A 21,879-nucleotide genomic window follows, 5' to 3' on the forward strand; every position below is an offset into this window, starting at 1 on the left:
TGTTCTCTTTTAATTTGACGGCTAGAGCGTAGAAAAAAAGAAGCTAAAGTTCAAGAGCGAGTTATTGATCGGAAATAAAAAAACCGGCATAAAGCCGGTTTTTTAAAAGTTTTACAAAATTAAAGTGCTTTAATAGCTGCGTTTAAACGACTTTTGCTACGAGCTGCTTTATTTTTGTGGATAAGACCTTTACTTGCGTAACGATCTAAAATTGGTGTAGCTGCCGCTAATTCGTTAGTTGCAGTTTCTTTGTCACCGGCTTCAATTGCAGCGATTACTTTTTTTACTAAAGTGCGCATCATTGAACGACGACTTGCATTATGTTGACGGCGCTTTTCAGATTGTACTGCGCGCTTCTTAGCTTGCTTTGAGTTAGCCAAGGTGAACTCCTAAAAAATGATAAAATATAGCCTAAATTTAAGGCGACGAAATATGCCTTTTTTTGGCGTAGTTGTCAAATGTTTTAACTATTAATTTTAAATAAAGGCGGATTATTATAAGAGACTTTGTGGAGAAAGTAGAACATTATCTTAACTTTCGTTCATATAGAAATGATATCTGCTTGTTTCCATTAGGGAGTTGCCTCCATAATAGCTTATTAGAGCTATTTAGCATGTTCGGAACTTCAATTGAGTAAAAAATTAATTAAATCTGGCGTTATTGTCAGTTTTATGACCCTTATCTCGCGCGTCTTAGGTTTAGTCAGAGATGTTGTTATTGCCAATGTTATGGGCACAGGTTTAGCCGCCGATGTTTTCTTATTTGCCAACAAAATTCCAAATTTTTTACGCCGATTATTTGCCGAAGGGGCCTTTGCACAAGCTTTTGTTCCCGTGTTGAGTGAGTACCAAGCAGAAGATGAAAAAAATGGCACAAATGAAACAAAAAAATTAATTGCTCAAGTATCGGGCACCTTGGGCGTTATTATTTCACTGGTCACCATAGTTGGTATGATCGGCTCACCCATTATTGTAATGCTCTTTGGTTTTGGTTGGTTTGTTGAGTGGTTTAATGATGGTGAGCAGGCAAACAAATTCGAATTGGCGTCATCTTTACTTAAAATTACTTTCCCTTACTTGTGGTTTGTTAGTTTAACGGCTCTTTCTGGCGCTATTCTAAACACTATGGGTAAGTTTGCTGTTGCAGCATTCACCCCCGTATTACTGAATGTCTGTATTATTACTTCTGCGATCTTTTTATCTCCTCATCTTGAAAACCCTGCCTACGCTTTGGCCTGGGGGGTCTTTTTAGGGGGGCTGACTCAATTTATTTTTCAAATTCCTTTTTTGTACCGCGCTGGTGTATTAGTGAAACCGCAATGGGCTTGGCAGACTAAAGGTGTTAACAAAATTAAAAAATTGATTGTGCCTGCCTTATTTGGGGTTTCCGTGACACAAATAAATTTATTGTTGGACACCTTGATTGCGAGCTTTCTAATTACCGGCTCTATAAGCTGGCTTTATTATGCAGATAGGTTGCTGGAATTTCCGTTAGGTCTATTCGGGATTGGTATTGCAACGGTTATACTGCCTAGCTTAGCTGGCTTACACGCAAAGAAGAATAATAATGAATTTGGCGCAACGCTTGATTGGGGCATTAAAGTAGTCTGTTTTATGGGGATTCCTGCTTTGGCCGGCTTAATGGTTTTGGCTCAACCCATTATCATGGTGCTCTTCATGCGTGGTGAATTTAGCCAAACAGACGTAATGCAAGTGTCATTCGCCCTTTATGCGTATCTGTCAGGCTTAGTCAGTTTCATGTTCATTAAAATACTAGCGCCTGGTTATTACGCGAGACAAGATACAAAAACACCAGTAAAAATTGGAATTAAAGCAATGGTTGCCAATATGGCCTTCAATCTAATGTTAGCGCCATTTTGGGGATATGTAGGGCTAGCATTAGCGACAACACTTTCCGCCACATTAAATGCTTATTGGTTATATCAGGGCCTAAAAAGTGACGGCGTATATCATTTAAGTGCAGGTGCCAAATGGTTTATTGCAAAATTGGTGTTGTCAGCGTTGGTGATGACCATGCTTATTTATCAATTGAGCCCGTCATTTGAGCACTGGCTCAGCTTGAGCTTGCTAGAACAATCCCGAAATCTTGTGTTTTGTATTAGTGCAGGCGTCGTTTGTTATGTTGTTTGTATTATTTTACTTGGTATTCGAACCAATGACTTTAAGGTGTCTAAAGTCGACTCAATTAGACCTGAGCAATGAGTTGCTTAGAAATAATCGATGAATATCACTAAAGTATGCTGATTCTTGCCCCAGAGTGATATATAATTCGCCGGTTTTTTTAATCTGTGTTGTTTAGCGATATGGTAATTATTAATGCTAAATAATGGTTTTGTAGGGCTATTGCTTAAATGCAGTTGATACGCGGTATCCACAATATTCAAACGGCAGACCATGGTTGTGTTTTAACCATTGGTAATTTTGATGGTGTTCATCTGGGGCACCGTCGAGTGATCAATGCGTTAGTGGAAAAGGCCAAGCAACTAAATTGCAGTCCAGCGGTAATGGTTTTTGAACCTCAACCGCAAGAATTATTTTCTCCTGATACTGCTCCAGCAAGACTTACGCGCTTGCGTGACAAATATGCATTGTTAGAACAACTCGGCGTTGAGAAATTAATTTGTATTAACTTTAATCGAAAATTTGCAAGTCTTACAGCTGAACACTTTATTGAAGACTTATTAGTTTCTAAGCTTGGCATACAACATCTGATAATTGGCGATGACTTTAAATTTGGTCAGCATCGTCGAGGCGACTTTGAGATGCTTTGCCAAGCAGGCCAGCAATATAATTTTGGTGTCTCTGATACACAAAGCTTTAAATTGGCCGATTGCAGAATCAGCAGTACCGAAATACGTCAGGCGTTAGAATTAGATAAACTTAATGACGCTAAAAAAATGTTAGGGCGACCATATTCGATAATTGGTCGAGTTTTTCACGGTGATAAACGTGGCCGCACCATAGGCTTCCCAACCGCTAACATTAAATTAAAGCGTAGAGTGTCGCCCGTAGCGGGCGTTTACGCGGTTAAAGTAAAAACTAATGCAGCACAATATTCAGGTGTCGCCAACATAGGCTCTAGACCGACAGTAGCTGGTATCAGGCAACAACTTGAAGTGCATATATTTGACTTTAATGAAGATCTCTACGGTCAAATAATCGAAGTTATTTTGCTTAAAAAACTCCGAAAAGAAATGAAATTTGAAAGTGTTGAACAATTAACAGCACAAATCGATATTGATAGCCAGCAGGCCAAACAGTATATAGAATCTATAGCTTAACGGCAGAATGTTATTTTTCGCACCTAATATGTGCAAAACAAGTGAACGTAAACGGATAATAAAATAGATGAGTGATTACAAACATACCCTGAATTTGCCAGCTACATCGTTTCCGATGAAAGGAAACATGGCGAATCGTGAACCACAAATGTTAAAAGATTGGGCGAGTAAAGACTTATACGGTCAAATTCGCGCCAGTAAAAAGGGTAAAAAATCATTTATTTTGCATGATGGTCCTCCATATGCAAACGGCAATATTCACCTTGGTCATGCGGTTAACAAGATCTTAAAAGATATTATTGTTAAATCGAAAACATTGTCAGATTTCAATGCGCCATATGTCCCAGGTTGGGATTGTCATGGTTTACCGATTGAGTTGATGGTTGAAAAGAAAGTAGGTAAGCCTGGACATAAAGTTTCAGCTGCTGATTTTCGGAAAAAATGTCGTGAATACGCGGTAAAACAAGTGAACGGGCAACGAGAAGACTTTAAACGCTTAGGTGTTTTTGCTGACTGGGAAAAGCCGTACTTAACGATGGATTTCGATACTGAAGCGAACATTATCCGCGCTTTAGGTAAAATCGCTGAAAATGGTCACCTGCAGCAAGGCTTCAAACCTGTACATTGGTGTACTGATTGTGGTTCAGCACTTGCTGAAGCTGAAGTTGAGTACAAAGATAAACAGTCGCCTGCAATTGACGTGACATTTACCGCGTTAGATAACAGTGTGGCAGATAAATTTTCTCACCCAGAAGATCATGCAGGCGAAGGTGATATTTCTGTTGTTATTTGGACTACTACTCCGTGGACGCTGCCTGCGAACCGTGCGATTTCAGTGCATCCAGAAGTCGAGTACACATTAGTACAATGTGAAAAAGACGGTAAGAAGTTCAGATTAATTCTTGCTTCTGATCTGGTTCAGTCATGTGTTGATCGCTTTGATGTTGAAAAATACCATGCGTTAGGTTTTTGTAAAGGTGCTGACTTAGACTTAGTTCAAGTGAAACATCCGTTTTACGATTTCTCTGTACCAATCATTTGTGGTGAACACGTTACGACCGACTCTGGTACAGGGTGTGTTCACACTGCACCGGGTCACGGTGTCGACGATTTTGTTGTAGGTAAACAATACGATTTAGAAGTTGCAAACCCTGTTGGTGCTAATGGCGTTTATTTAGAAGATACAGAGCTTTTCGCTGGACAACATGTCTTTAAAGCGAACACAAGTGTAGTAGAAACGTTGAAAGAACATGGCGCGTTACTGCATCATCATGCCTACGAACATAGCTACCCGCATTGTTGGAGACACAAAACGCCTATTATTTTCCGTGCAACCCCTCAGTGGTTTATTAGCATGGACAAGAAAGACTTGCGTCAGGCCTCTTTAAACGAAATCAAAAACACGCAGTGGATCCCTGACTGGGGACAAAGCCGTATTGAGTCTATGGTTGAAGGTCGTCCGGACTGGTGTATTTCACGTCAACGTACGTGGGGTGTTCCGATCGCTTTGTTTATTCACAAAGATACTGGTGCATTGCACCCAAGAAGCATTGAATTAATTGAAGAAGTCGCCTTAAAAGTTGAAAAGCAAGGCATTCAAGCATGGTTTGATCTTGAAGCACAAGAGCTGATTGGCGACGACGCGCAGGATTTTGTAAAAGTACCGGATACACTGGATGTTTGGTTTGATTCCGGTACAACTCACTCATCAGTTGTAGCAGCTCGCGAAGAGTTTGATGATATTGCTGACTTGTACTTAGAAGGTAGTGACCAACACCGTGGCTGGTTCATGTCTTCAATGATGTCTTCTGTTGCGATGAACGGTAAAGCGCCTTATCGTCAAGTATTGACACATGGCTTTACAGTCGATGTTAACGGTCACAAAATGTCTAAATCATTAGGCAATGTGATCACGCCGTCTGAAATTACTAATAAGCTTGGCGCTGATATTTTACGTTTGTGGGTCGCTTCGGTAAATTACACCCAAGAAATAACTGTCTCAGATGAAATATTTAATCGTCAAGCCGATGCATATCGTCGTATTCGTAACACGTCGCGCTTCTTACTTGCAAACATTAATGGTTTTGAACCAGAAAGCCACAGTGTTGCCTTAGATGATATGGTTGCGCTTGATCGTTGGGTTGTAGGCCGCGCAGCGCAACTGCAAGAAGAAATTGTTGCCGCGTATGAAGAATATGAATTCCACCAAGTGGTTCATAAGTTAATGAACTTCTGTACAACGGAGCTAGGTGGGTTCTACTTAGATATCATTAAAGACAGACAATATACGGCTAAAGAAGACGGTATCGCTCGTCGTTCATGTCAAACGGCAATGTACTTAATTGCAGAAGCCATGACTCGTTGGATGGCGCCGATTCTGTCATTTACTGCCCAAGAAATCTGGCAAGCATTGCCTGAACTAAATAGTGAAAAGCGTGGTGAATTTGTGTTCACTGATGTGTGGTTTAAAGGATTAGTGAGCTTACCCGCTGATGAAGTGCTCAATAATGAGTATTGGAGCCAAATTTTATTAGTGCGTGCTGAAGTGAACAAAGCATTAGAAAATGCACGTAAAGAAAAGATTGTTGGTAAAGCGCTTGAAGCAGAAGTGACATTGTATGTGTCTGGTGATTTAGCTGAATCGGTTCAACAACTAGGTGAAGAGCTTCGTTTCGTTCTAATTACCTCAGGAGCTACTGTCTCTGTAGTAAATGAAATGCCAGCAGATGCAATAAAGACAGAGTTAGAGCAACTAACTTTAACAGTATCAGCATCGACGGGAACTAAGTGCGAGCGTTGTTGGCATTACACTGACGATGTAGGTCATGATGAAGCACATGCTGACTTATGTGTTCGTTGTGTCACCAATGTTGATGGCGATGGTGAACAACGTCAATTCGCATAGTCTTACTGAAACTTATGCTAAATAGTTAATGGGGCCGCTACTTTGATAGCGGCTTCTATTATCTAGCTTTGACACAGTTATCTCAGATTTAATTGATTGGAAGTTAAAAAGTTATATGAAGAATTATTTTCAACATTCCGGCTTAACGTGGCTGTGGTTAACGGTTTTATTGTTGATTCTTGATCAAGTGACAAAACAGTATGTGGCAATGAACCTTGGGCTTTATGAACGAATCCCTGTCACTGACTTTTTCAATATCACCTACGCTCAAAATCCCGGCGCGGCCTTTAGCTTTTTAGCGGATCAAACGGGTTGGCAACGTTGGTTTTTTACCGCAATGGCTACCGTTGCTAGCATTATTTTTGTTGTTTGGCTCGCAAGAACTCCGAAAGAAAACAAAATATTATCCATCGCATTTGCGCTACTGTTAAGTGGTGCGTTAGGTAACTTAATTGACCGTGTATTGTTTGGTTATGTTATCGACTTTTTAGATTTTTATTATGACACTTATCATTGGCCAGCGTTCAATATTGCGGATTCCGCAATTTTTGTAGGGGCTGCGTTAATGGTTGTTGATTCTTTTAAAAAAGACGAAGAAAAAGTAAACAAAATTCAAGATAAGGTTTAACCTCCATGACGCAAGTAATTAGAAACGATTCACGTATTATTGCTCATATCACCATGAAATTAGCAGATGGCTCTGCGGCTGATAGTACTAAAGTCCACAATAAACCGTCAGTGATTAATATGGGCGATAAGAGCATTTCTCCTGCTTTTGAAGCGCAAATACTTGGTATGGCGGCTGGAGATTCTAAGGAATTTACTCTAGCGGCGGTAGATGCCTTTGGTGAGCCAAATCCTGATAATATACACTACGTGGACGCCACTAAGTTTTCAACAGATGCGCCAGCGCAAGTGGGTAATATTATTACTTTCACTCAGCCAGGAAATATTGAATTACCCGGCATGATCACAGAAGTATCAGGTGGCTCTGTTACTGTCGATTTTAATCACCCACTTGCAGGCCAAGCGATTACATTTGTTATCGATATCGTTGAAATTCAGAAATAGGACGTAAAAATGGAAATTATTTTAGCCAATCCTCGGGGTTTCTGTGCTGGCGTTGATCGCGCCATCAGTATTGTTGATAGGGCATTAGATTTATTTGAAGCGCCTATTTATGTTCGACATGAAGTAGTTCATAACAAATTTGTTGTGAACGGCTTAAAAGATCGTGGTGCTGTTTTTGTAGACGAACTAAATGAAGTGCCGGATGACAGCACGGTAATTTTTAGTGCGCACGGCGTATCGAAAGCGGTGAGAAATGAAGCAAAATTAAGAGGCTTAAAGGTTTTTGATGCAACTTGTCCATTAGTGACCAAAGTACATATGGAGGTCTCTCGTGCGAGCAGAAAAGGTATCGAATGCGTGCTTATTGGTCATGCCGGCCACCCTGAAGTTGAAGGGACAATGGGGCAGTATGATAGTGAGCTTGGTGGCATATATCTCGCAGAATCAGCTGAAGATGTTGATAAGTTAGACATCAAGAATCCAGAACAGCTTTATTTTTGTAGTCAAACAACATTGTCGGTCGATGATACAAGTGATGTAATCAATGCGTTGCAAAAGAGGTTTCCTGCAATACAAGGTCCTCGCAAAGACGATATTTGTTACGCCACTCAAAACAGGCAAGATGCCGTGAGGTCCATTGCTGAGAAGGTGGAGCTCTTACTCGTAGTTGGTGCTAAAAATAGCTCCAATTCTAATCGTTTGCGTGAGCTAGCGGATAAGATGGGCACCAAAGCATTCTTAATTGATACCGCAGACAACATTGATGAAAGTTGGTTGTCTGATGTCAGTAAAGTGGGCGTTACAGCAGGCGCATCAGCTCCTGAGGTACTTGTTAAACAGGTCATCGAGAAACTTAAAAACCTTGGCGGACATGAAGTTATCGAACATCCTGGACGCGAAGAGAATATTGTATTTGCTGTTCCGCTTGAATTGAGATAGTCTTGAATTGACTAAAAGTTAAGCAGAAACGGCTCTAAATACACAGTTTCGGATTAATCGCTTAACTTTGGATACAACCGTGGGTGGTACTGTGTATTAGAAAATACATTACTGCCCATTATATGGATATAGGTATGGGTTAATGAAGTCCACTAAGGTGAGATTTAACACATATGTTGTTATAAAGGTATTTATAGTTATTATAAATTACCTCTTTCCCTTATTGTGCCGAAAAACCTATACTTACCGAATAAATTCAAGATTTTATGAGATGTTGGACTAATGGTAAATCATCGTGGCATGACATTTATTGAAGTGCTTGTTGCACTTTTTATTATGGTAACAGGTATATTAGGTGCCGTTGCTATGCAAAGCGTTGCAAAGCAAGGTAGTTTTGATGCTATGCAGCGCTCACTTGCGTCATCTTTAGCGCAGGACATTATCGAGCGCATGCGCAGTAATAGCGCAGATGCTGCTGTTTTAAATACATATAATGGCACCTACGGCGATGTAGCCCTTACCGAACCCGATACCCGATGCAATAATCCCGCGGCAATTTGTACTTCAGCTCAAATGGTTACGAATGATCTCTTTGAGTGGTCTCAAGCATTAAGAGGCGCTGATGCATTTGAGGGGACCAATAACCGTGGTGGGCTGGTTAATGCTCGTGGTTGCATAACTCATAATGCGCAAGCGGTCGCTATTGTGATCAGCTGGGAAGGTAGAACTAAAACTTCTGATGGCGCGGCTGGAAGTTCATGTGGGTCAGCTTCAGATAAGCGACGCCAAATAACATTGAATGCATTTTTGTTTTAAGGGATCTTAAATGACAAAGCAAAATGGTTTTACCATTGTAGAAATACTCATTTCCTTAACCATAGGGCTATTCCTGTTCAGTGGTATTAGTTTGGTCTTTGTTGGTATGAGAAGCACATCGGCTGAAACCTCAAGTTATGGTGAAATGCAAGAGACCGGTCGAATAGCGATCAGCATATTATCGGATGATTTGATGCGACAAGGTTTCTGGGGGGATTTGTCAATGCCCTTAAGTTCAAGTAATTTATTAGGCGTGCCCGCGGCTCCGGCAGGAGAATGTACCGGAGACGGGTTAAACAATGGTACGTTTCCTACGGCACTGGGCACATTTAGAACCATTTGGGGGAAAACCGCTGACGGCGCCAATGAAATGGGCTGCATAACCAATGCGGTAACAGGCTCAGATATATTACAAATTAAAAGAACGGTGGTAAACCCGTTCAATACCGCCAATCCATTACCCGCCGATCGTTATTATTTAGTGACAAATACTGTAGCAGGGCAAATTATTGATAGCGGTGACGCGATACCTGCAATTAATGATAGCCGGGCTTGGGAATATCAACACCATGTCTATTATGTGTCTAATGATACAGTCGGAGATGGGGTCGTTCCTGTACTAAACTTAAGATCATTGGCTAACACAATGAATGCTCAACCGATGATCGATGGGGTAGAGCGGATTAGAATTCAATATGGCATTGATTCTGCTGCCGATGGCCAATTAGACGGTGTTGTCGATGCTTTTATTCCTGCAGACCAAATGACGCAAGCTTTGTGGGATAACGAATCTAGTTCACGAATAGTGGCAGCAAAGATATTTGTTCTGGTGCGAGATATTAATCCAGATCTTAAATACACGAATACGCTATCTTATCAGTTAGGTGATCTAACGATAAATGCCACGAATGACAATTACCGAAGAATGCTATTTAGCTCAACAGTAACGCTTCATAATGGAGATGTAGAAATATGGCAATAATGAACAAACAAAAAGGCGTGGTACTGATTACCGCTTTAGTCTTTTTAGTCGCATTAACCGCCGTCGCATCGGCAATCATGTTAAATACCTCAACCGATATAAAAATGTCAGGGGCAAGTGAGGAAAAACTCATTGCTCAACAAGCGGCAATAAGCGCAGTTGATGAAACTATTGCAGATCAAGTTACAAGTGGTAATAACCTTTTTACAGGACAGATTTTTCCGCAACCAGTTAATTCAGTAACCATGGTTAACGTATCCGATATTACTATTACCAATCGTAATAATAATAATACGATGGCGGATTGCAGCCATAGCCGTTTAGCTTCATCAAATGAATTGATCAAATGTAATGTCCTTAACATAACGGTTAATAATAACTATGGAAGACTTGGTAGTAGTAATGTAAATGTTGATGCTGGTATTTCGCAGCAGTTACTCAATGTAGGGAATTAATAATGAAAAAATTACTCTTTTTATGTAGCGCCCTTCTTCCGATTTTAGTGGCCGCTGAAGATATAGAATTATACCTTGGTAATGAAAGTGTTAGAGTCGGTGCCAAGCCGAAAATTCTTATCATTTTCGATAATTCCGGCAGTATGAAAACGGAAGAAGTCACAAATGAAAAATACGACCCTACTTTTCCTTACCCGGCAACCGGCGGTTTTAACTCGCTGTCGGATAAATTTGTTTATTTTACTAAGGGCGTAGGTCTTGATGGCGCTACTCTCCCTGTTCCTGATAGCCCAAGTGAGCAAAGGCGATTTCTAGAAGAAATAAACAGCTGTGAAGCAGCACGTACAGCCTTGAATACGGTTGGTTTTTTTACCGGTTATATCCGCGAATATGCCTTTAGTGGCAATTCGGGCAGTTGGCAAGAAATTCCAGATAATAATGGCGCCAATATTGAAGTGATAGACTGTTTAGAAGATATTCAAGCAGAAGACCCAACCAATAAAGGTATTGATAAAGACGGTAACAAAATAGACGATGGCTACCCAGTTGATGGTGAAGGGACAAAGAAAAATCCTATATATCATAATGCTGATATTACTAAAACCAATACAGCAATGGGCTTAGGTGAAGTTGTTACGCTATATTCAGATAATTATTTACGCTATAAAACCGACCCTGATATTGCTGAAGTTAACTTATCTCGTTTAGAGATTGCTCAAGAGGCTATGTCTACGGTGATCAGAGCATTTCCTGGTGTTGAGTTTGGTTTACAAATCTTCAATCACAATCATGAAGGTGAAAACACGCGAGATGGTGGTCGAATTGTTGCTGGCATTGGTGAAATGACGCCGGACAATGAAGAAAATATTCTAGATATTATCAATAACCAATTAGACCCAGAAACGAACACTCCGCTTTGTGAATCGTTATATGAAGCATTGCAATATTTCGCTGGCAATCCTGTTTACTATGGGGATGATGACTCTAACCGAGGTGGCTCATATACCGGTAATACGCCGCCACGCGATACTTCAATTGAAGAAGGCGGCTCTTATATTTCTCCATTTCAAGGTTGTGGTGATGACGTCTATGTTATCTTGATGACTGACGGTGCGCCGACCATGGATGCTGCGGCCAACGGTCTTGTTGCTGCGCTGCCCGGCATGGGCGCGCCGATGGACGTAGATGGAACTGACAATTATTTGGCAGCGTTAGCGGGTTGGATGCGAACAAATGACATTAATAGTACAGTGGATGAAACACAGACGTCTCAACTAACTGCGATTGGTTTTGGCTTAGCAACATGCGATCCCGTTGCAGAAGGTGAAGAAGATACATGTAATGGTACAGATATCCAAGAGGGTGACTCTGATGCTGTTAAATTACTGAAAACTGCCGGTAAAAATGGCGGTGGCGGTTATTACAATGCGAACAACCCAGATATGTTGCTTAACTCTTTAGTGAATTCAATCATTGAAATATTGAAAGAAGACTCTAGCTTTACTGCGCCATCTGTGGCGTCAAATAACTTTGACCGTACCGAAACATTAGACTCTGTTTATTACGCGATGTTTACACCAGATAAAGGGCCTCGCTGGCCTGGTAATTTGAAAAAGCTAGAGTTATCAGGTACTAAAGTGGTTGATGGTAATGGTGATAGTGCCATAGACAGTAATGGAAACATTGATAGTGACGCTCAAACCATTTGGTCTTCAACAAAAGATGGCGGCCAAGTTTCAGAAGGCGGTGTTGTTGAAATGTTCAGCAAAATGCAACCCTCTACGCGAAAAGTATACAGCGACTTGGGCACAGGCGGCGCGTTTAAACTATTAACTAAAGCCAATGCGGCCAGCGCTCTTGGTGGAAATACAGAGTTAGCCAATGCGCTTGGTGTTGCTGAGGTAGATATCGATAGCAATTTAAACTGGGCATTGGGTTACGATGTCGATAACGAAGATAAAGATAATTCCACTACCGATATGCGAAAAGATGTGTTTGGCGACCCATTGCATTCAAAACCGCTAGTGATTAATTATGGCGGAACTGAGAATAATCAAAAATTAAGAATAATTGTTGGCACCAATGCCGGTGCAATTCATATGTTTGATGACGCCGGTACATCGGTCTCTGAACAATGGGCATTTATGCCGAAAGAATTTTTTGGAAATTATGCAAAATTAAGAGAAAACTCCACTTCATCAGATAAAATATACGGAGTAGACGGTACTGCGGTTGCTTATATTCTCGATAAAAATGGTGATGGCTCTGTTACCGCAACAGATGGCGATAAAGCGTGGGTATTCGTAGGACTGCGCCGAGGAGGCTCATCTTACTATGCTATCGACGTTTCATACCCTGATAGTCCTTCATTGATGTGGAAAATTGATGAGTCTACGGGAGGGTTTTCTGAAATGGGGCAGTCATGGTCAACGCCAAGAGTTTCCTTCTCTCATATTAATAAATCGGGTGATGTAGGTAAGCCGGTGTTAATTTTTGGTGCGGGATATTCAACGGCTAAAGACACTGCCGGAGTTGGTACCGATGATCTCACTGGACGTGGTATGTACATGGTAGATGCAGAAGAAGGCACATTATTGTGGAGTATGACGCCATCAACAACGCCTGCTTTCCCTGGTGTTGATAGTGTGCCTTCAGCTATTGCTGTTATGGACAGTGATTCGGATAGCTTTACCGACAGGCTATATGTAGGTGATACGGGCGGCATGGTCTGGCGTATTGATATGCCAAACGCTACCACAAGTGATTGGAATGCAGTCAAGTTAGCGTCACTGGGAAGTGACGATGTTGAGCTTAATGACAGGCGCTTTTTTGCTGAGCCCACCATAGCAAGAGCGCTAATAACAGAGACCTTTACTCACAAAGAGACGGATGAAGATGGCAATGAGACCATTACAACCCATCAAACGCAAGTACCCTACGATGCTGTATTAATAGGTAGTGGTGACAGAACCAGTCCCCTTGATAGCAATACGCTTGATAAATTGTTTATGATCAAGGATGAAAATATTATTACGCAAAAGTTTGAAACTGCGCCGACGACTATCGTATTAGATGATTTATATAACTATACAAACAACCCCTTTGAAGGCCTTGACCCTGATTCCGCAGCTTATAAAACCTTAGCATTAGATGTCAGTACCCATAAAGGTTGGTTTGTTGATTTAGAAACGTCTGGCGAGAAAAGTGTAGCTAAGCCTGAAGCCATTGCAGGGGTTGCCTATTTCAATGCATTTTATCCTGCTAATGAGGATGACAATGTTTGTAAAATTGAAGGCGGAGAAGCACATTTATATGCTATGGACTTAGCATTAGGTATCAATATTTATTCTCAGCGTAAACTAGAAACGCCAGGCATTATTACCGATAAAATAACCATTATTACCGTAGATAAACCGACTGATCCAGATGATGACACTGAATCAAATAAAGTGGTTGGAAATCCTTTGGCCACTTTGACAGGCGATCCGTTAATTTTGTGCGATGCTGATGGTAATTGTGAAGGAATAAATCTAAAGACCATGAGATCTCATGTCGTTGTAACTGAATTGGACTAAACATGAATATTAAAAATAACATCCGTGGTTTTACCCTAATCGAAGTGATGATAGTTGTAGCGATTGTTGGCATTTTAGCCGCTGTAGGCTACCCGTCGTACACGTCTTATGTCGCTAAATCTAATCGCACAGAAGGGCAACGAGAGTTACTTAGAGTTGCGGGCTTAATGGAACAACATTTTTTAGATAATAGAAGCTATACCGCAGACATGACTGAATTAGGGCTTAGCGCAGATCCTTATATTACAACGCAAGGCGGAGGTGGCGGTTATTATTCGATTGATGCCGCTATCACGGCGGGTACGTTCACGCTAACTGCTACCGCTGTTGGTACACAAGCGTCAGCAGACGCCGCTTGTAAAACGTTAACGATAACTAATACTGGGTATCGAGATGCTTCAGGTACAGATTGCTGGGAAAATTAACATGAAATATTTTTTAATCATAACCCTTACTCTTTTATCTAGCTTGTCACTGGTTACGCAAGCTAAAACAAGCACCAACGCCAATAAAGTAGAAGTGAAGTGTCATCTAGAATTACTTGGTGGTGGAGAGATGATTCACTTTGCAAACATCCCTGCTGATCGTTTTAACTCTTACGTAAAAGGGTTGACCAAGAGAAAAGTTATGGTAAATGATGCGAAAAAGAAAGTAGCCGTATATAAAGTGTTTGAATGTATAACGGCAGACAGTGACTTTAGTAACTCAAGAGCAAAAACTCTTGAAGAGTCGACTTTACGTTAATAGTTACAGTATTACTGAGGCCGTGAAATGGCCATTGGTCAGTTAAGGTTTATTTAGTTTTAACAGCTAATGACTTTTAACTGACCAAATAGGTCAAGTTAAAACTATTACTTCATGTACCTTTGGTTTTACTCAGAACTGATGCCATCAATTGCTTATGATATTAGTTAATTTCACCTTCCTAATTTAAATATTCATCAATTTTTCAAGTCAATTGGGTAAAAGTAGGCTGTCCTTGCAATGGTATGCTGCTATTAATTTTAGGTAGTCGCTAGCTTTGATATGTTACCGGGCCCTTGTCCTGCACTACCGCAATATTTATCTACTTGAATATTTTAAACAAAACTGTCAGTTTATAACCCAAACATATTATTTTAATTAATAGAGGTAGCTGTGGCAGGCTCAAGTTTATTAGCACTAATCGATGATATCGCAACTTTGCTTGATGATGTGGCCGTACTTTCAAAAGTCGCCGCTAAAAAGACTGCCGGTGTATTAGGTGATGATTTGGCACTAAATGCTGAACAAGTTTCTGGTGTAAAGGCAGAACGTGAGCTTCCGGTTGTTTGGGCGGTGGCAAAAGGCTCGTTCTTAAATAAACTTATTTTAGTTCCCGCAGCACTATTAATTAGTGCCTTTGCGCCACCTTTGATAACGGTTTTACTTGTTATCGGTGGTTTGTATCTTTGCTTTGAAGGTAGTGAGAAACTGGCTGATAAATATTTGCATTCAACTGAAGAAAAACACGAACAACATTTGCAAAAATTGGCTGCTGTTGCCGATGCTAATGTTGATTTAGTTGCTTTAGAAAAGGATAAAATTAAGGGAGCAATCCGCACTGACTTTATTCTTTCGGCTGAAATTGTTGTCATCGTGCTTGGAACTCTTCAAAACGTGAGTTTTGAAATGCAAGTGACGGTAGTGTCTGCTTTAGCCATACTAATCACTGTGGGGGTTTACGGCCTTGTAGCTGGGATAGTGAAACTCGATGATTTAGGACTATATTTATTAAGAAAATCAGTCTCTGGTTCTTTTAACCCTTTACAAAGAGCGTTAGGACGGGCCATTTTAGTTTTTGCTCCTTGGTTAATGAAAGCACTGTCTGTGATTGGAACACTAGCCATGTTCCTCGTTGGAGGCGGCATATTGACACACAGCTTTTCAATTTTTCATCACTTGAGCCAACAACTGGAAATGTGGGTGAGCAATGCATTGGGCACGTTTATTTCAATAATAGCTCCTATAATATTTGACGGCATTGTAGGACTATTTTCAGGGTTTGTTGTTCTTTTAATGGTTCATGCCGTGAGCAAATTGAGAGCATCGAATTAAGTGATAAACGAATTGTTACAAATGTGAAAGACAACTTATGAACTAATTCAGAACTAACTTGCGCAATAAGACTCTATTGTCTTGTTGAAATACATTCTCTGTTAAGGAATAAAATGAGTCGTTTTATGAAGAAATTCTGGCGAAGCAATAAGTCGATATTATTGTTTGTTACATTGATGTTAGTTTTTAGAAGTGCAATAGCAGACTGGAGTGATGTGCCCACAGGCTCTATGAAACCAACAATCCTCGAAGGAGATCGCGTTTTTGTCAATAAGATGGCCTACGATATTCGCCTGCCTTTTAGTCATATTTCACTGCTGAAGCTCGATGATCCGAAAACGAATGAGATCATTATTTTTGATTCTAAAGTCGCCGATAAACGACTAATTAAAAGAGTGATCGGCGTTCCAGGAGATATTGTAGCAATGCAGAACAATAGATTAAGCATCAATGGTAAGAGTGTTTCTTATCAAGTAGATACTCAATTTAATGACAAAACATATCAAATAGAGCAAATTAATGAAATTAGTCACCTGGTAACAACATCCAGAGTACCTAGCAAGCTAGCCAATTTTTCTGCAGTTGAGGTGCCACAAGGCCATTATTTAGTCTTAGGGGATAATCGAGATAAAAGCGCTGACTCAAGAGTTATAGGTTTTGTACCTCGACATGAAATTGTTGGTCGCTCTCAATATGTGGTGTTGTCACTTGATTATAAAAAATGGTTACCAAGAGCGGAACGCTTTTTTCATGAACTTTAGTTAGTTTGTGAAACAAATCATTGATGTAGCTTTTAATGTCAGCTGTTTTCCAATCTAAAGCCTATTTTCAATGTCACTTGAAAATGGGCTACTTTACCGTGAACGATATGTCCACGCGTTTCAGTAACTTCAAACCAGTCCATATTTTTAACTGTTTTACCACAATGGCTAATAGCATTTTTAATCGCTTCGTCCGTGCTGATGGGTGAGGAACCAACAATTTCAATTTTTTTGTATGTGCGGTGATCAGACATATGTTCTCCCAAAACTTAAGTCGAAAATTCGTTCGTTACATTAAAACTATAGTTAAAAATTAAGAATTAGGTAGTCTATTTTAGCTAATTGATTTTATTTGACTTTTCATAGAATTCACATATGCGAATAATAAACTACACTGCTAGTGTAACACTCTATTAACAAGCAGTTGGCCGAACAGTTTGCTCGGTTCATGTAGTGGAAAGCTTCTACATTGATAATGATGGAACATACCATGAAAAATCTGCCGAAATACCTACTCTTGCTAACATACTCTTTTTCCTTTTTGCATGTTCAAAGCAACAAGAGGAACCGTCGACGATTCAGAGCGCTGAATTAGACTTTGCTCTATTTCAAACCCATAGCGCGGAAGAATTTTATCAAACCACTTCTATATTTGGTTCATCATTGAATGTTGATGCCAGCGCAGTGTTGGTTAGTAGCGATCAAAGTGGCATTTTAACGCTTATAAAGTGCCTGTTGATGGCGAAGTGAAGCGATTCAAGAGCTTTGATGGTATAGAAATACCTGGAATTTTATATAAGCCTAAACAAGCTGAGCGTAGTATGGTGCTATCCCTTAACTGGATTCATGGGGGCCCCGGAGGTCAAAGCCGAAAAGGCTACTCTGAGGTTGTACAGTTATTGGTTAATAATGGCTACGCCGTTTTTAAAGTTAATAATCGTGGTTCGAGTGGATACAGCAAAACGTTTTTCCATTTAGATGATAAACATCACGGCGATCATGATTTACAGGATATTGTTTTTAATAAGTATTATCTTCAGTCATTAAACTGGGTAGATAAAGGTAAAATAGGTGTCATTGGTGGCAGCTATGGTGGTTATTTAACGATGGCTACAATGGCATTTACCGATGAGTTTAAGGCGGGCATCAATTTTTTTGGCGTCACCAATTGGGTTAGAACGTTAGAGAATATCCCACCGTATTGGGAAGCATTTAGAAAATCACTTTACGATGAACTAGGCGATCCTACTACCGACCAAGAGCGTTTACATAACATTTCTCCAGTTTTTTCGGCCATCAAGTCAAAAGCCCCGTGTTAGTTGTATAAGGTAAAAATGATCCTCGAGTTCTACAGATAAAAAGCGATGAAATGGTTGCTTCAATTAGGGCAGGGGGCACCTTTGTTGATTACTTGATATTTGACGATGAAGGTCATGGTTTTAGCAAGAAAGCAAATAGGATCGAGACTGCTGATAAGTATTTGACCTTTTTAGTAGAGCATCTATAAAACGATAAGTTTCTTGAAATACTCGGTGAAAAATTAATGGCGGTTGTTCCCCATTTCTCACCGTAGATGATTTAAGCTTTATTGCTTAGCACTGTTTTAAATTTAGATTTCACTGAGCGCCAATGGGTCATGGGTTGCCTCGGCGATTTTTCAAATAAATGTTGATAATCATCTTCTGACAGTTGGATTTCACCGCCATGAGCGAGCCAAAGAGCATTGACATTCAAGTCTTTTATTTTATTAATTGAGGCTAAATAACGATTTGGATAAAACACAGGAAAAGGAGGGATATATTTGCCTTTTACTTTGACCATCAAGTCCGCAATATATATTTTTTGAGATGGAATATGCAGTAACGATAAATCCCTATCGGTATGTCCTTGGGTAAAATGCGCTTGCCACTCTTCAAAACCAGGTAGCAAATCACCATCATCTAATTTAAAGTCAGGAGTAAATCGCGTTTGGTACCAAAGTCTTTTCTTTGGTTTCCCCATTCTTTTGGCTACCCAGTGCGCCAATGCGACATCTGTGAGCAACATTAATACGCCATCTATGCCTGTATACCAATGACCATTAACATTTGCTACCGCTATTCTACATCCGGTAAGCGCTCGTAACTTCGCTGCAGCACCAGCGTGATCAGGGTGCATATGAGTGACCACTACAAGGGCTAGCTCTGAAAATTTACGGCCGAGCTGCAATTCAATAAACTGTTGGATGACAGGAATATCAGCACGACAACAACCATCAAGCAAAAGGAACTTATCAGTGTATTCAACCAAGTATATCGATTGAATATAGCCTTCAATATGGTGTAATTTCATGGTTTTGTTTATTTGTTTCTTTAAAGTTGTCATCTCTTTCTATTATGTCTTAGAGTTGTCAGACCAGACAAGTTATTTGCAGATTTTACACATAATGTTTCCTTCTATGCTATAGGCACTAATGTAGGAACAACTTAAGGTTAATATGAAAATTTTATTACTCTCTGCCTACGATGCACAAAGTCATCAATATTGGCGTAAAGGGTTGGTAACACAGTGTAATCAACATAAATGGCATGTGCTCTCTCTACCTGCTCGATTTTTTTCATGGCGTGTTAGGGGGAATAGCTTAACTTGGGCATATACTGAGCGGAAATTGTTGTCACAGTCATATGACTTAATAATTGCGACCTCAATGACTGACTTATCTGCGCTCAAAGGTCTTGTACCAAATCTAGCGAATATACCGAGTATTGTTTACTTCCACGAGAATCAGTTTGAATACCCTAAGTCTGGTCTGGAGTTTTCGTCGGTTGAGCCACAAATAACCTCGATATACACCGCATTGTCGGCTACTCGTATTGTATTTAATTCGGAGTTCAATCGTTCTACCTTTCTCACTGGAATAGATGCATTGATGAAAAAGTTGCCTGATCATGTACCAAAAGGTATTGCAGGAATATTAAATAGCAAATCTACTGTGATTCCGGTTCCCTTAAACTCTGTGTTGCCCAGGAAGCACCGTAGTAGTGAGAAAAGTAAAAGGTTGCAAGTATTATGGAATCATCGTTGGGAGTTTGATAAAGGGCCTGAATTACTCTACAAATCATTAATTCTACTGAAAAGGAAAAGTGATGACTTTACCATTCATATTGTAGGTCAGCGGTTCAGCCAGGTGCCTGATGTTTTTGAGCGTATCAAAGCAGAGTTTAGCGAAAACATTGGTTATTGGGGCTATGTTGAAGATGTTAATGAGTATCATGAGCTACTGTATTCAGTTGATATTGTGCTCTCAACAGCCGACCACGACTTTCAAGGGCTATCAATTCTGCAAGCAGTACAGCACGGCGCTATTCCATTAGTGCCGAATAGGTTGGCTTATCCAGAGCATTTTGACTGCCAGTTCTTATACGGTACGCGGTTATCAAAATACAATGATCAATATGAAGAAATTGATGCGATATCTATTGCCAAAAGGCTATATCGTTATAGTCTCGATAAACAAGAAAGTGGTGTTTCATGGCATGCAATACAACAAAAAGCCAAACAAAAACTGCCTAACTTGCTATGGGAAAACTTAATTCATGAATATCGAACACTGTTTGCTGATGTGGTCTAAATGTTGAGTTTGTTGGTTAGAAAACGTAACGATTGTGACTTTATACAAACTAACTTGCATAAAAAATCATAACCAATTGATTTATAAGGATATAAATTATGGTGCAGAGATTGCTTATATTATGAACTTAAATTGATTTCTTATCACATGAAAAGGATGTATGTATGCCAGTCGCTACTGAAGATAGGCCAACAGAAACGGTTAGAGAAGAAGTTATTGATAAACTGATCATGAACTACAGTCATGGTGAGCTTTCTTACGAAGCATTTGAACGACGCTTAGATATTGCGATGGAAAGCCGCGACAACAAAGAAATTTCAGCCTTGGCGGATGATTTAGATATTAGCGTTGATCAGACGTATGTAGATAATAAAAAGCGGGATTTTTTCAATAATTTTGAACCGGGCGAGACTCAAGAGATTGATTACTTGGTGAACGTTTTTAGTGGCAGTAATAGAAATGGTGCTTGGCACGTAGCAAAAGAAGTTCGTGTGTTTAGCATTTTTAGTGGCTCTGATATTGATTTTACTGATGCAAAATTTAGCCAACCACAAGTCACGATAAAGCTATTTAGCTTGTTCAGCGGCGATAACATCTATGTACCTGAAAACGTAAATGTCATTTCAAAAGCATTTTGTATTTTCGGTAGCGTGGACAACAGTGCACCGTCTACACAGTTAACTAATGCGCCAACTATCATCATTGAAGGTTTGTCTATTTTCAGTGGTATAGATATTAAAATAAAACGTACCATTAAAGAACGCTTTGTTGCTTTTGCAGACAGTATGAAAAACATGTTTAATTAACATGATGCTTAACCAACAAAAAAAGCGAGTAGAACTCGCTTTTTTTTGAGCTCCTAACTCTTATAGGTTTTTCGCGACAGCAATTCTGGTCAGTAGTACTATTGCAAGCACTGCAGTGTATCCAGCAAATATTACTACCATCCATTGAGGCATACTATAACCGAAGAATTGCCAGCTGATCTCTCCACAATCTCCTGAGGCCTCAAACAAGAACGGTATCCACTCATGTAGTGGTGCCCAACTTGGGAAATTGGGTACAAATTCGCAGGTGAAGAATAATGACATTGCAGAGCTTTGCATTTCAACATGTTCTAATGCAATCAGTAAGCCCCATACGGCCCCTGTTCCCCATAGCCCATATCCGATTAACCTAAATAATAGTTGTTGAGGCGCAATAATGCCGATCACTCCTCCAAAGAAAATTGCCCATATCGCAACACGTTGATATATGCACATGATGCATGGTTTGAGCTCCATACCGTATTGAAAAAATAATGCGCATGCTTCAAATATTAGTGCGCTAAGGAGCAATAATAACCATGGGCGAGAAGACAAGGGAAGGTCGCTGATAAATTTCACTAA

21 protein-coding genes and 1 pseudogene are annotated in these 21,879 nt (G+C 40.1%); 18 read left to right on the forward strand and 4 right to left on the reverse strand.

The window, feature by feature from the left end; translation table 11 throughout:
- Positions 1-119: 119 nt before the first annotated feature.
- The gene (rpsT, locus tag QUE03_RS06170; protein WP_286266215.1) at positions 120-380 is read right to left on the reverse strand and encodes a 30S ribosomal protein S20; all 261 of its coding nucleotides are present in this window, start codon (positions 378-380) and stop codon (positions 120-122) included.
- A 249-nt stretch (positions 381-629) separates the two neighbouring features.
- On the opposite strand from rpsT, the gene murJ reads away from it, so the two are divergent.
- The 14 genes from murJ to lepB all read left to right on the forward strand — a co-directional run bounded on the left by murJ (position 630) and on the right by lepB (position 16,881).
- Positions 630-2,222: a murein biosynthesis integral membrane protein MurJ gene (gene murJ, locus QUE03_RS06175; RefSeq protein ID WP_286266217.1), complete on the forward strand. Its 1,593-nt coding sequence runs from the start codon at positions 630-632 to the stop codon at positions 2,220-2,222.
- Between the two features lie 149 nt (positions 2,223-2,371).
- Positions 2,372-3,301, forward strand: a complete 930-nt coding sequence (gene ribF / locus QUE03_RS06180) for a bifunctional riboflavin kinase/FAD synthetase (RefSeq protein ID WP_286266219.1) — start codon at positions 2,372-2,374, stop codon at positions 3,299-3,301.
- A 67-nt stretch (positions 3,302-3,368) separates the two neighbouring features.
- Positions 3,369-6,206: an isoleucine--tRNA ligase gene (ileS, locus tag QUE03_RS06185; RefSeq protein WP_286266221.1), complete on the forward strand. Its 2,838-nt coding sequence runs from the start codon at positions 3,369-3,371 to the stop codon at positions 6,204-6,206.
- 115 nt (positions 6,207-6,321) lie between these two features.
- Complete coding sequence (gene lspA / locus QUE03_RS06190) at positions 6,322-6,834, forward strand: signal peptidase II (protein ID WP_286266223.1); 513 nt, start codon at positions 6,322-6,324, stop codon at positions 6,832-6,834.
- A 5-nt stretch (positions 6,835-6,839) separates the two neighbouring features.
- Entirely contained in the window at positions 6,840-7,277 is a 438-nt protein-coding gene (gene fkpB / locus QUE03_RS06195; RefSeq protein WP_286266225.1) for an FKBP-type peptidyl-prolyl cis-trans isomerase, read from the forward strand.
- 9 nt (positions 7,278-7,286) lie between these two features.
- Entirely contained in the window at positions 7,287-8,216 is a 930-nt protein-coding gene (ispH, locus tag QUE03_RS06200; RefSeq protein WP_286266227.1) for a 4-hydroxy-3-methylbut-2-enyl diphosphate reductase, read from the forward strand.
- Positions 8,217-8,498: 282 nt separating this feature from the next.
- Positions 8,499-9,032 (forward strand): type IV pilus modification protein PilV, encoded by a 534-nt coding sequence (gene pilV / locus QUE03_RS06205; protein ID WP_286266228.1) that lies wholly within the window; start codon positions 8,499-8,501, stop codon positions 9,030-9,032.
- Positions 9,033-9,042: 10 nt separating this feature from the next.
- Positions 9,043-10,014, forward strand: coding sequence for a PilW family protein (locus tag QUE03_RS06210; RefSeq protein WP_286266231.1), 972 nt, complete (start codon positions 9,043-9,045; stop codon positions 10,012-10,014).
- Positions 10,005-10,469, forward strand: coding sequence for a pilus assembly PilX N-terminal domain-containing protein (locus QUE03_RS06215; RefSeq protein WP_286266232.1), 465 nt, complete (start codon positions 10,005-10,007; stop codon positions 10,467-10,469). The genes QUE03_RS06210 and QUE03_RS06215 overlap by 10 nt, the downstream gene beginning before the upstream one ends.
- A 2-nt stretch (positions 10,470-10,471) precedes the next feature.
- A complete protein-coding gene (locus QUE03_RS06220) occupies positions 10,472-14,044 on the forward strand; it encodes a pilus assembly protein (RefSeq protein ID WP_286266234.1) in 3,573 nt (1,190 codons plus the stop codon).
- 2 nt (positions 14,045-14,046) lie between these two features.
- Positions 14,047-14,469 (forward strand): type IV pilin protein, encoded by a 423-nt coding sequence (locus QUE03_RS06225; protein WP_286266236.1) that lies wholly within the window; start codon positions 14,047-14,049, stop codon positions 14,467-14,469.
- 1 nt (position 14,470) lies between these two features.
- Positions 14,471-14,788, forward strand: a complete 318-nt coding sequence (locus QUE03_RS06230; RefSeq protein ID WP_286266238.1) for a TapY2 family type IVa secretion system protein — start codon at positions 14,471-14,473, stop codon at positions 14,786-14,788.
- Between the two features lie 393 nt (positions 14,789-15,181).
- The gene (locus tag QUE03_RS06235) at positions 15,182-16,120 is read left to right on the forward strand and encodes a DUF808 domain-containing protein (RefSeq protein ID WP_286266240.1); all 939 of its coding nucleotides are present in this window, start codon (positions 15,182-15,184) and stop codon (positions 16,118-16,120) included.
- Positions 16,121-16,233: 113 nt separating this feature from the next.
- On the forward strand, positions 16,234-16,881 hold the full coding sequence (lepB, locus tag QUE03_RS06240) for a signal peptidase I (protein WP_286266242.1): 648 nt from the start codon (positions 16,234-16,236) through the stop codon (positions 16,879-16,881).
- A 38-nt stretch (positions 16,882-16,919) separates the two neighbouring features.
- On the opposite strand, the gene QUE03_RS06245 is transcribed toward lepB, so the two are convergent.
- Positions 16,920-17,135 (reverse strand): dodecin, encoded by a 216-nt coding sequence (locus QUE03_RS06245; protein WP_286266245.1) that lies wholly within the window; start codon positions 17,133-17,135, stop codon positions 16,920-16,922.
- Positions 17,136-17,334: 199 nt separating this feature from the next.
- Here QUE03_RS06245 and QUE03_RS06250 point away from each other — a divergent pair, with 199 nt between their 5' ends.
- Complete coding sequence (locus QUE03_RS06250) at positions 17,335-17,631, forward strand: hypothetical protein (protein WP_286266246.1); 297 nt, start codon at positions 17,335-17,337, stop codon at positions 17,629-17,631.
- Positions 17,616-18,388: pseudogene (locus tag QUE03_RS06255) on the forward strand (alpha/beta hydrolase family protein); the annotation flags it as partial. The gene QUE03_RS06250 and the pseudogene QUE03_RS06255, both read left to right, overlap by 16 nt.
- A gap of 71 nt (positions 18,389-18,459) precedes the next feature.
- On the opposite strand, the gene QUE03_RS06260 reads toward QUE03_RS06255, so the two are convergent.
- Positions 18,460-19,212, reverse strand: a complete 753-nt coding sequence (locus tag QUE03_RS06260) for an MBL fold metallo-hydrolase (protein ID WP_286267772.1) — start codon at positions 19,210-19,212, stop codon at positions 18,460-18,462.
- Between the two features lie 145 nt (positions 19,213-19,357).
- Here QUE03_RS06260 and QUE03_RS06265 point away from each other — a divergent pair, with 145 nt between their 5' ends.
- Together QUE03_RS06265 and QUE03_RS06270 are read left to right on the forward strand one after the other, a co-directional pair.
- Entirely contained in the window at positions 19,358-20,491 is a 1,134-nt protein-coding gene (locus tag QUE03_RS06265; protein WP_286266248.1) for a tRNA-queuosine alpha-mannosyltransferase domain-containing protein, read from the forward strand.
- Positions 20,492-20,655: 164 nt separating this feature from the next.
- Positions 20,656-21,297 (forward strand): LiaF domain-containing protein, encoded by a 642-nt coding sequence (locus QUE03_RS06270; protein ID WP_286266251.1) that lies wholly within the window; start codon positions 20,656-20,658, stop codon positions 21,295-21,297.
- Between the two features lie 60 nt (positions 21,298-21,357).
- Here the strand turns inward: QUE03_RS06270 and dsbB are convergent, their stop codons facing one another.
- A complete protein-coding gene (gene dsbB / locus QUE03_RS06275) occupies positions 21,358-21,876 on the reverse strand; it encodes a disulfide bond formation protein DsbB (RefSeq protein ID WP_286266253.1) in 519 nt (172 codons plus the stop codon).
- Positions 21,877-21,879: the final 3 nt, after the last annotated feature.

This window comes from Thalassotalea atypica, assembly GCF_030295975.1.
In the GTDB taxonomy this organism is placed as follows: Bacteria; Pseudomonadota; Gammaproteobacteria; order Enterobacterales; family Alteromonadaceae; genus Thalassotalea_F; species Thalassotalea_F atypica.

Bases quoted from the DNA above. Each gene is read 5' to 3' on its own strand.
- ribF (WP_286266219.1), top strand. From the start codon at position 2,372: ATGCAGTTGATACGCGGTATCCACAATATTCAAACGGCAGACCATGGT.
- ileS (WP_286266221.1), top strand. From the start codon at position 3,369: ATGAGTGATTACAAACATACCCTGAATTTGCCAGCTACATCGTTTCCG.
- lspA (WP_286266223.1), top strand. From the start codon at position 6,322: ATGAAGAATTATTTTCAACATTCCGGCTTAACGTGGCTGTGGTTAACG.
- fkpB (WP_286266225.1), top strand. From the start codon at position 6,840: ATGACGCAAGTAATTAGAAACGATTCACGTATTATTGCTCATATCACC.
- ispH (WP_286266227.1), top strand. From the start codon at position 7,287: ATGGAAATTATTTTAGCCAATCCTCGGGGTTTCTGTGCTGGCGTTGAT.
- pilV (WP_286266228.1), top strand. From the start codon at position 8,499: ATGGTAAATCATCGTGGCATGACATTTATTGAAGTGCTTGTTGCACTT.
- QUE03_RS06210 (WP_286266231.1), top strand. From the start codon at position 9,043: ATGACAAAGCAAAATGGTTTTACCATTGTAGAAATACTCATTTCCTTA.
- QUE03_RS06215 (WP_286266232.1), top strand. From the start codon at position 10,005: ATGGCAATAATGAACAAACAAAAAGGCGTGGTACTGATTACCGCTTTA.
- QUE03_RS06220 (WP_286266234.1), top strand. From the start codon at position 10,472: ATGAAAAAATTACTCTTTTTATGTAGCGCCCTTCTTCCGATTTTAGTG.
- QUE03_RS06225 (WP_286266236.1), top strand. From the start codon at position 14,047: ATGAATATTAAAAATAACATCCGTGGTTTTACCCTAATCGAAGTGATG.
- QUE03_RS06230 (WP_286266238.1), top strand. From the start codon at position 14,471: ATGAAATATTTTTTAATCATAACCCTTACTCTTTTATCTAGCTTGTCA.
- lepB (WP_286266242.1), top strand. From the start codon at position 16,234: ATGAGTCGTTTTATGAAGAAATTCTGGCGAAGCAATAAGTCGATATTA.
- QUE03_RS06245 (WP_286266245.1), bottom strand. From the start codon at position 17,135: ATGTCTGATCACCGCACATACAAAAAAATTGAAATTGTTGGTTCCTCA.
- QUE03_RS06260 (WP_286267772.1), bottom strand. From the start codon at position 19,212: ATGAAATTACACCATATTGAAGGCTATATTCAATCGATATACTTGGTT.
- QUE03_RS06265 (WP_286266248.1), top strand. From the start codon at position 19,358: ATGAAAATTTTATTACTCTCTGCCTACGATGCACAAAGTCATCAATAT.
- QUE03_RS06270 (WP_286266251.1), top strand. From the start codon at position 20,656: ATGCCAGTCGCTACTGAAGATAGGCCAACAGAAACGGTTAGAGAAGAA.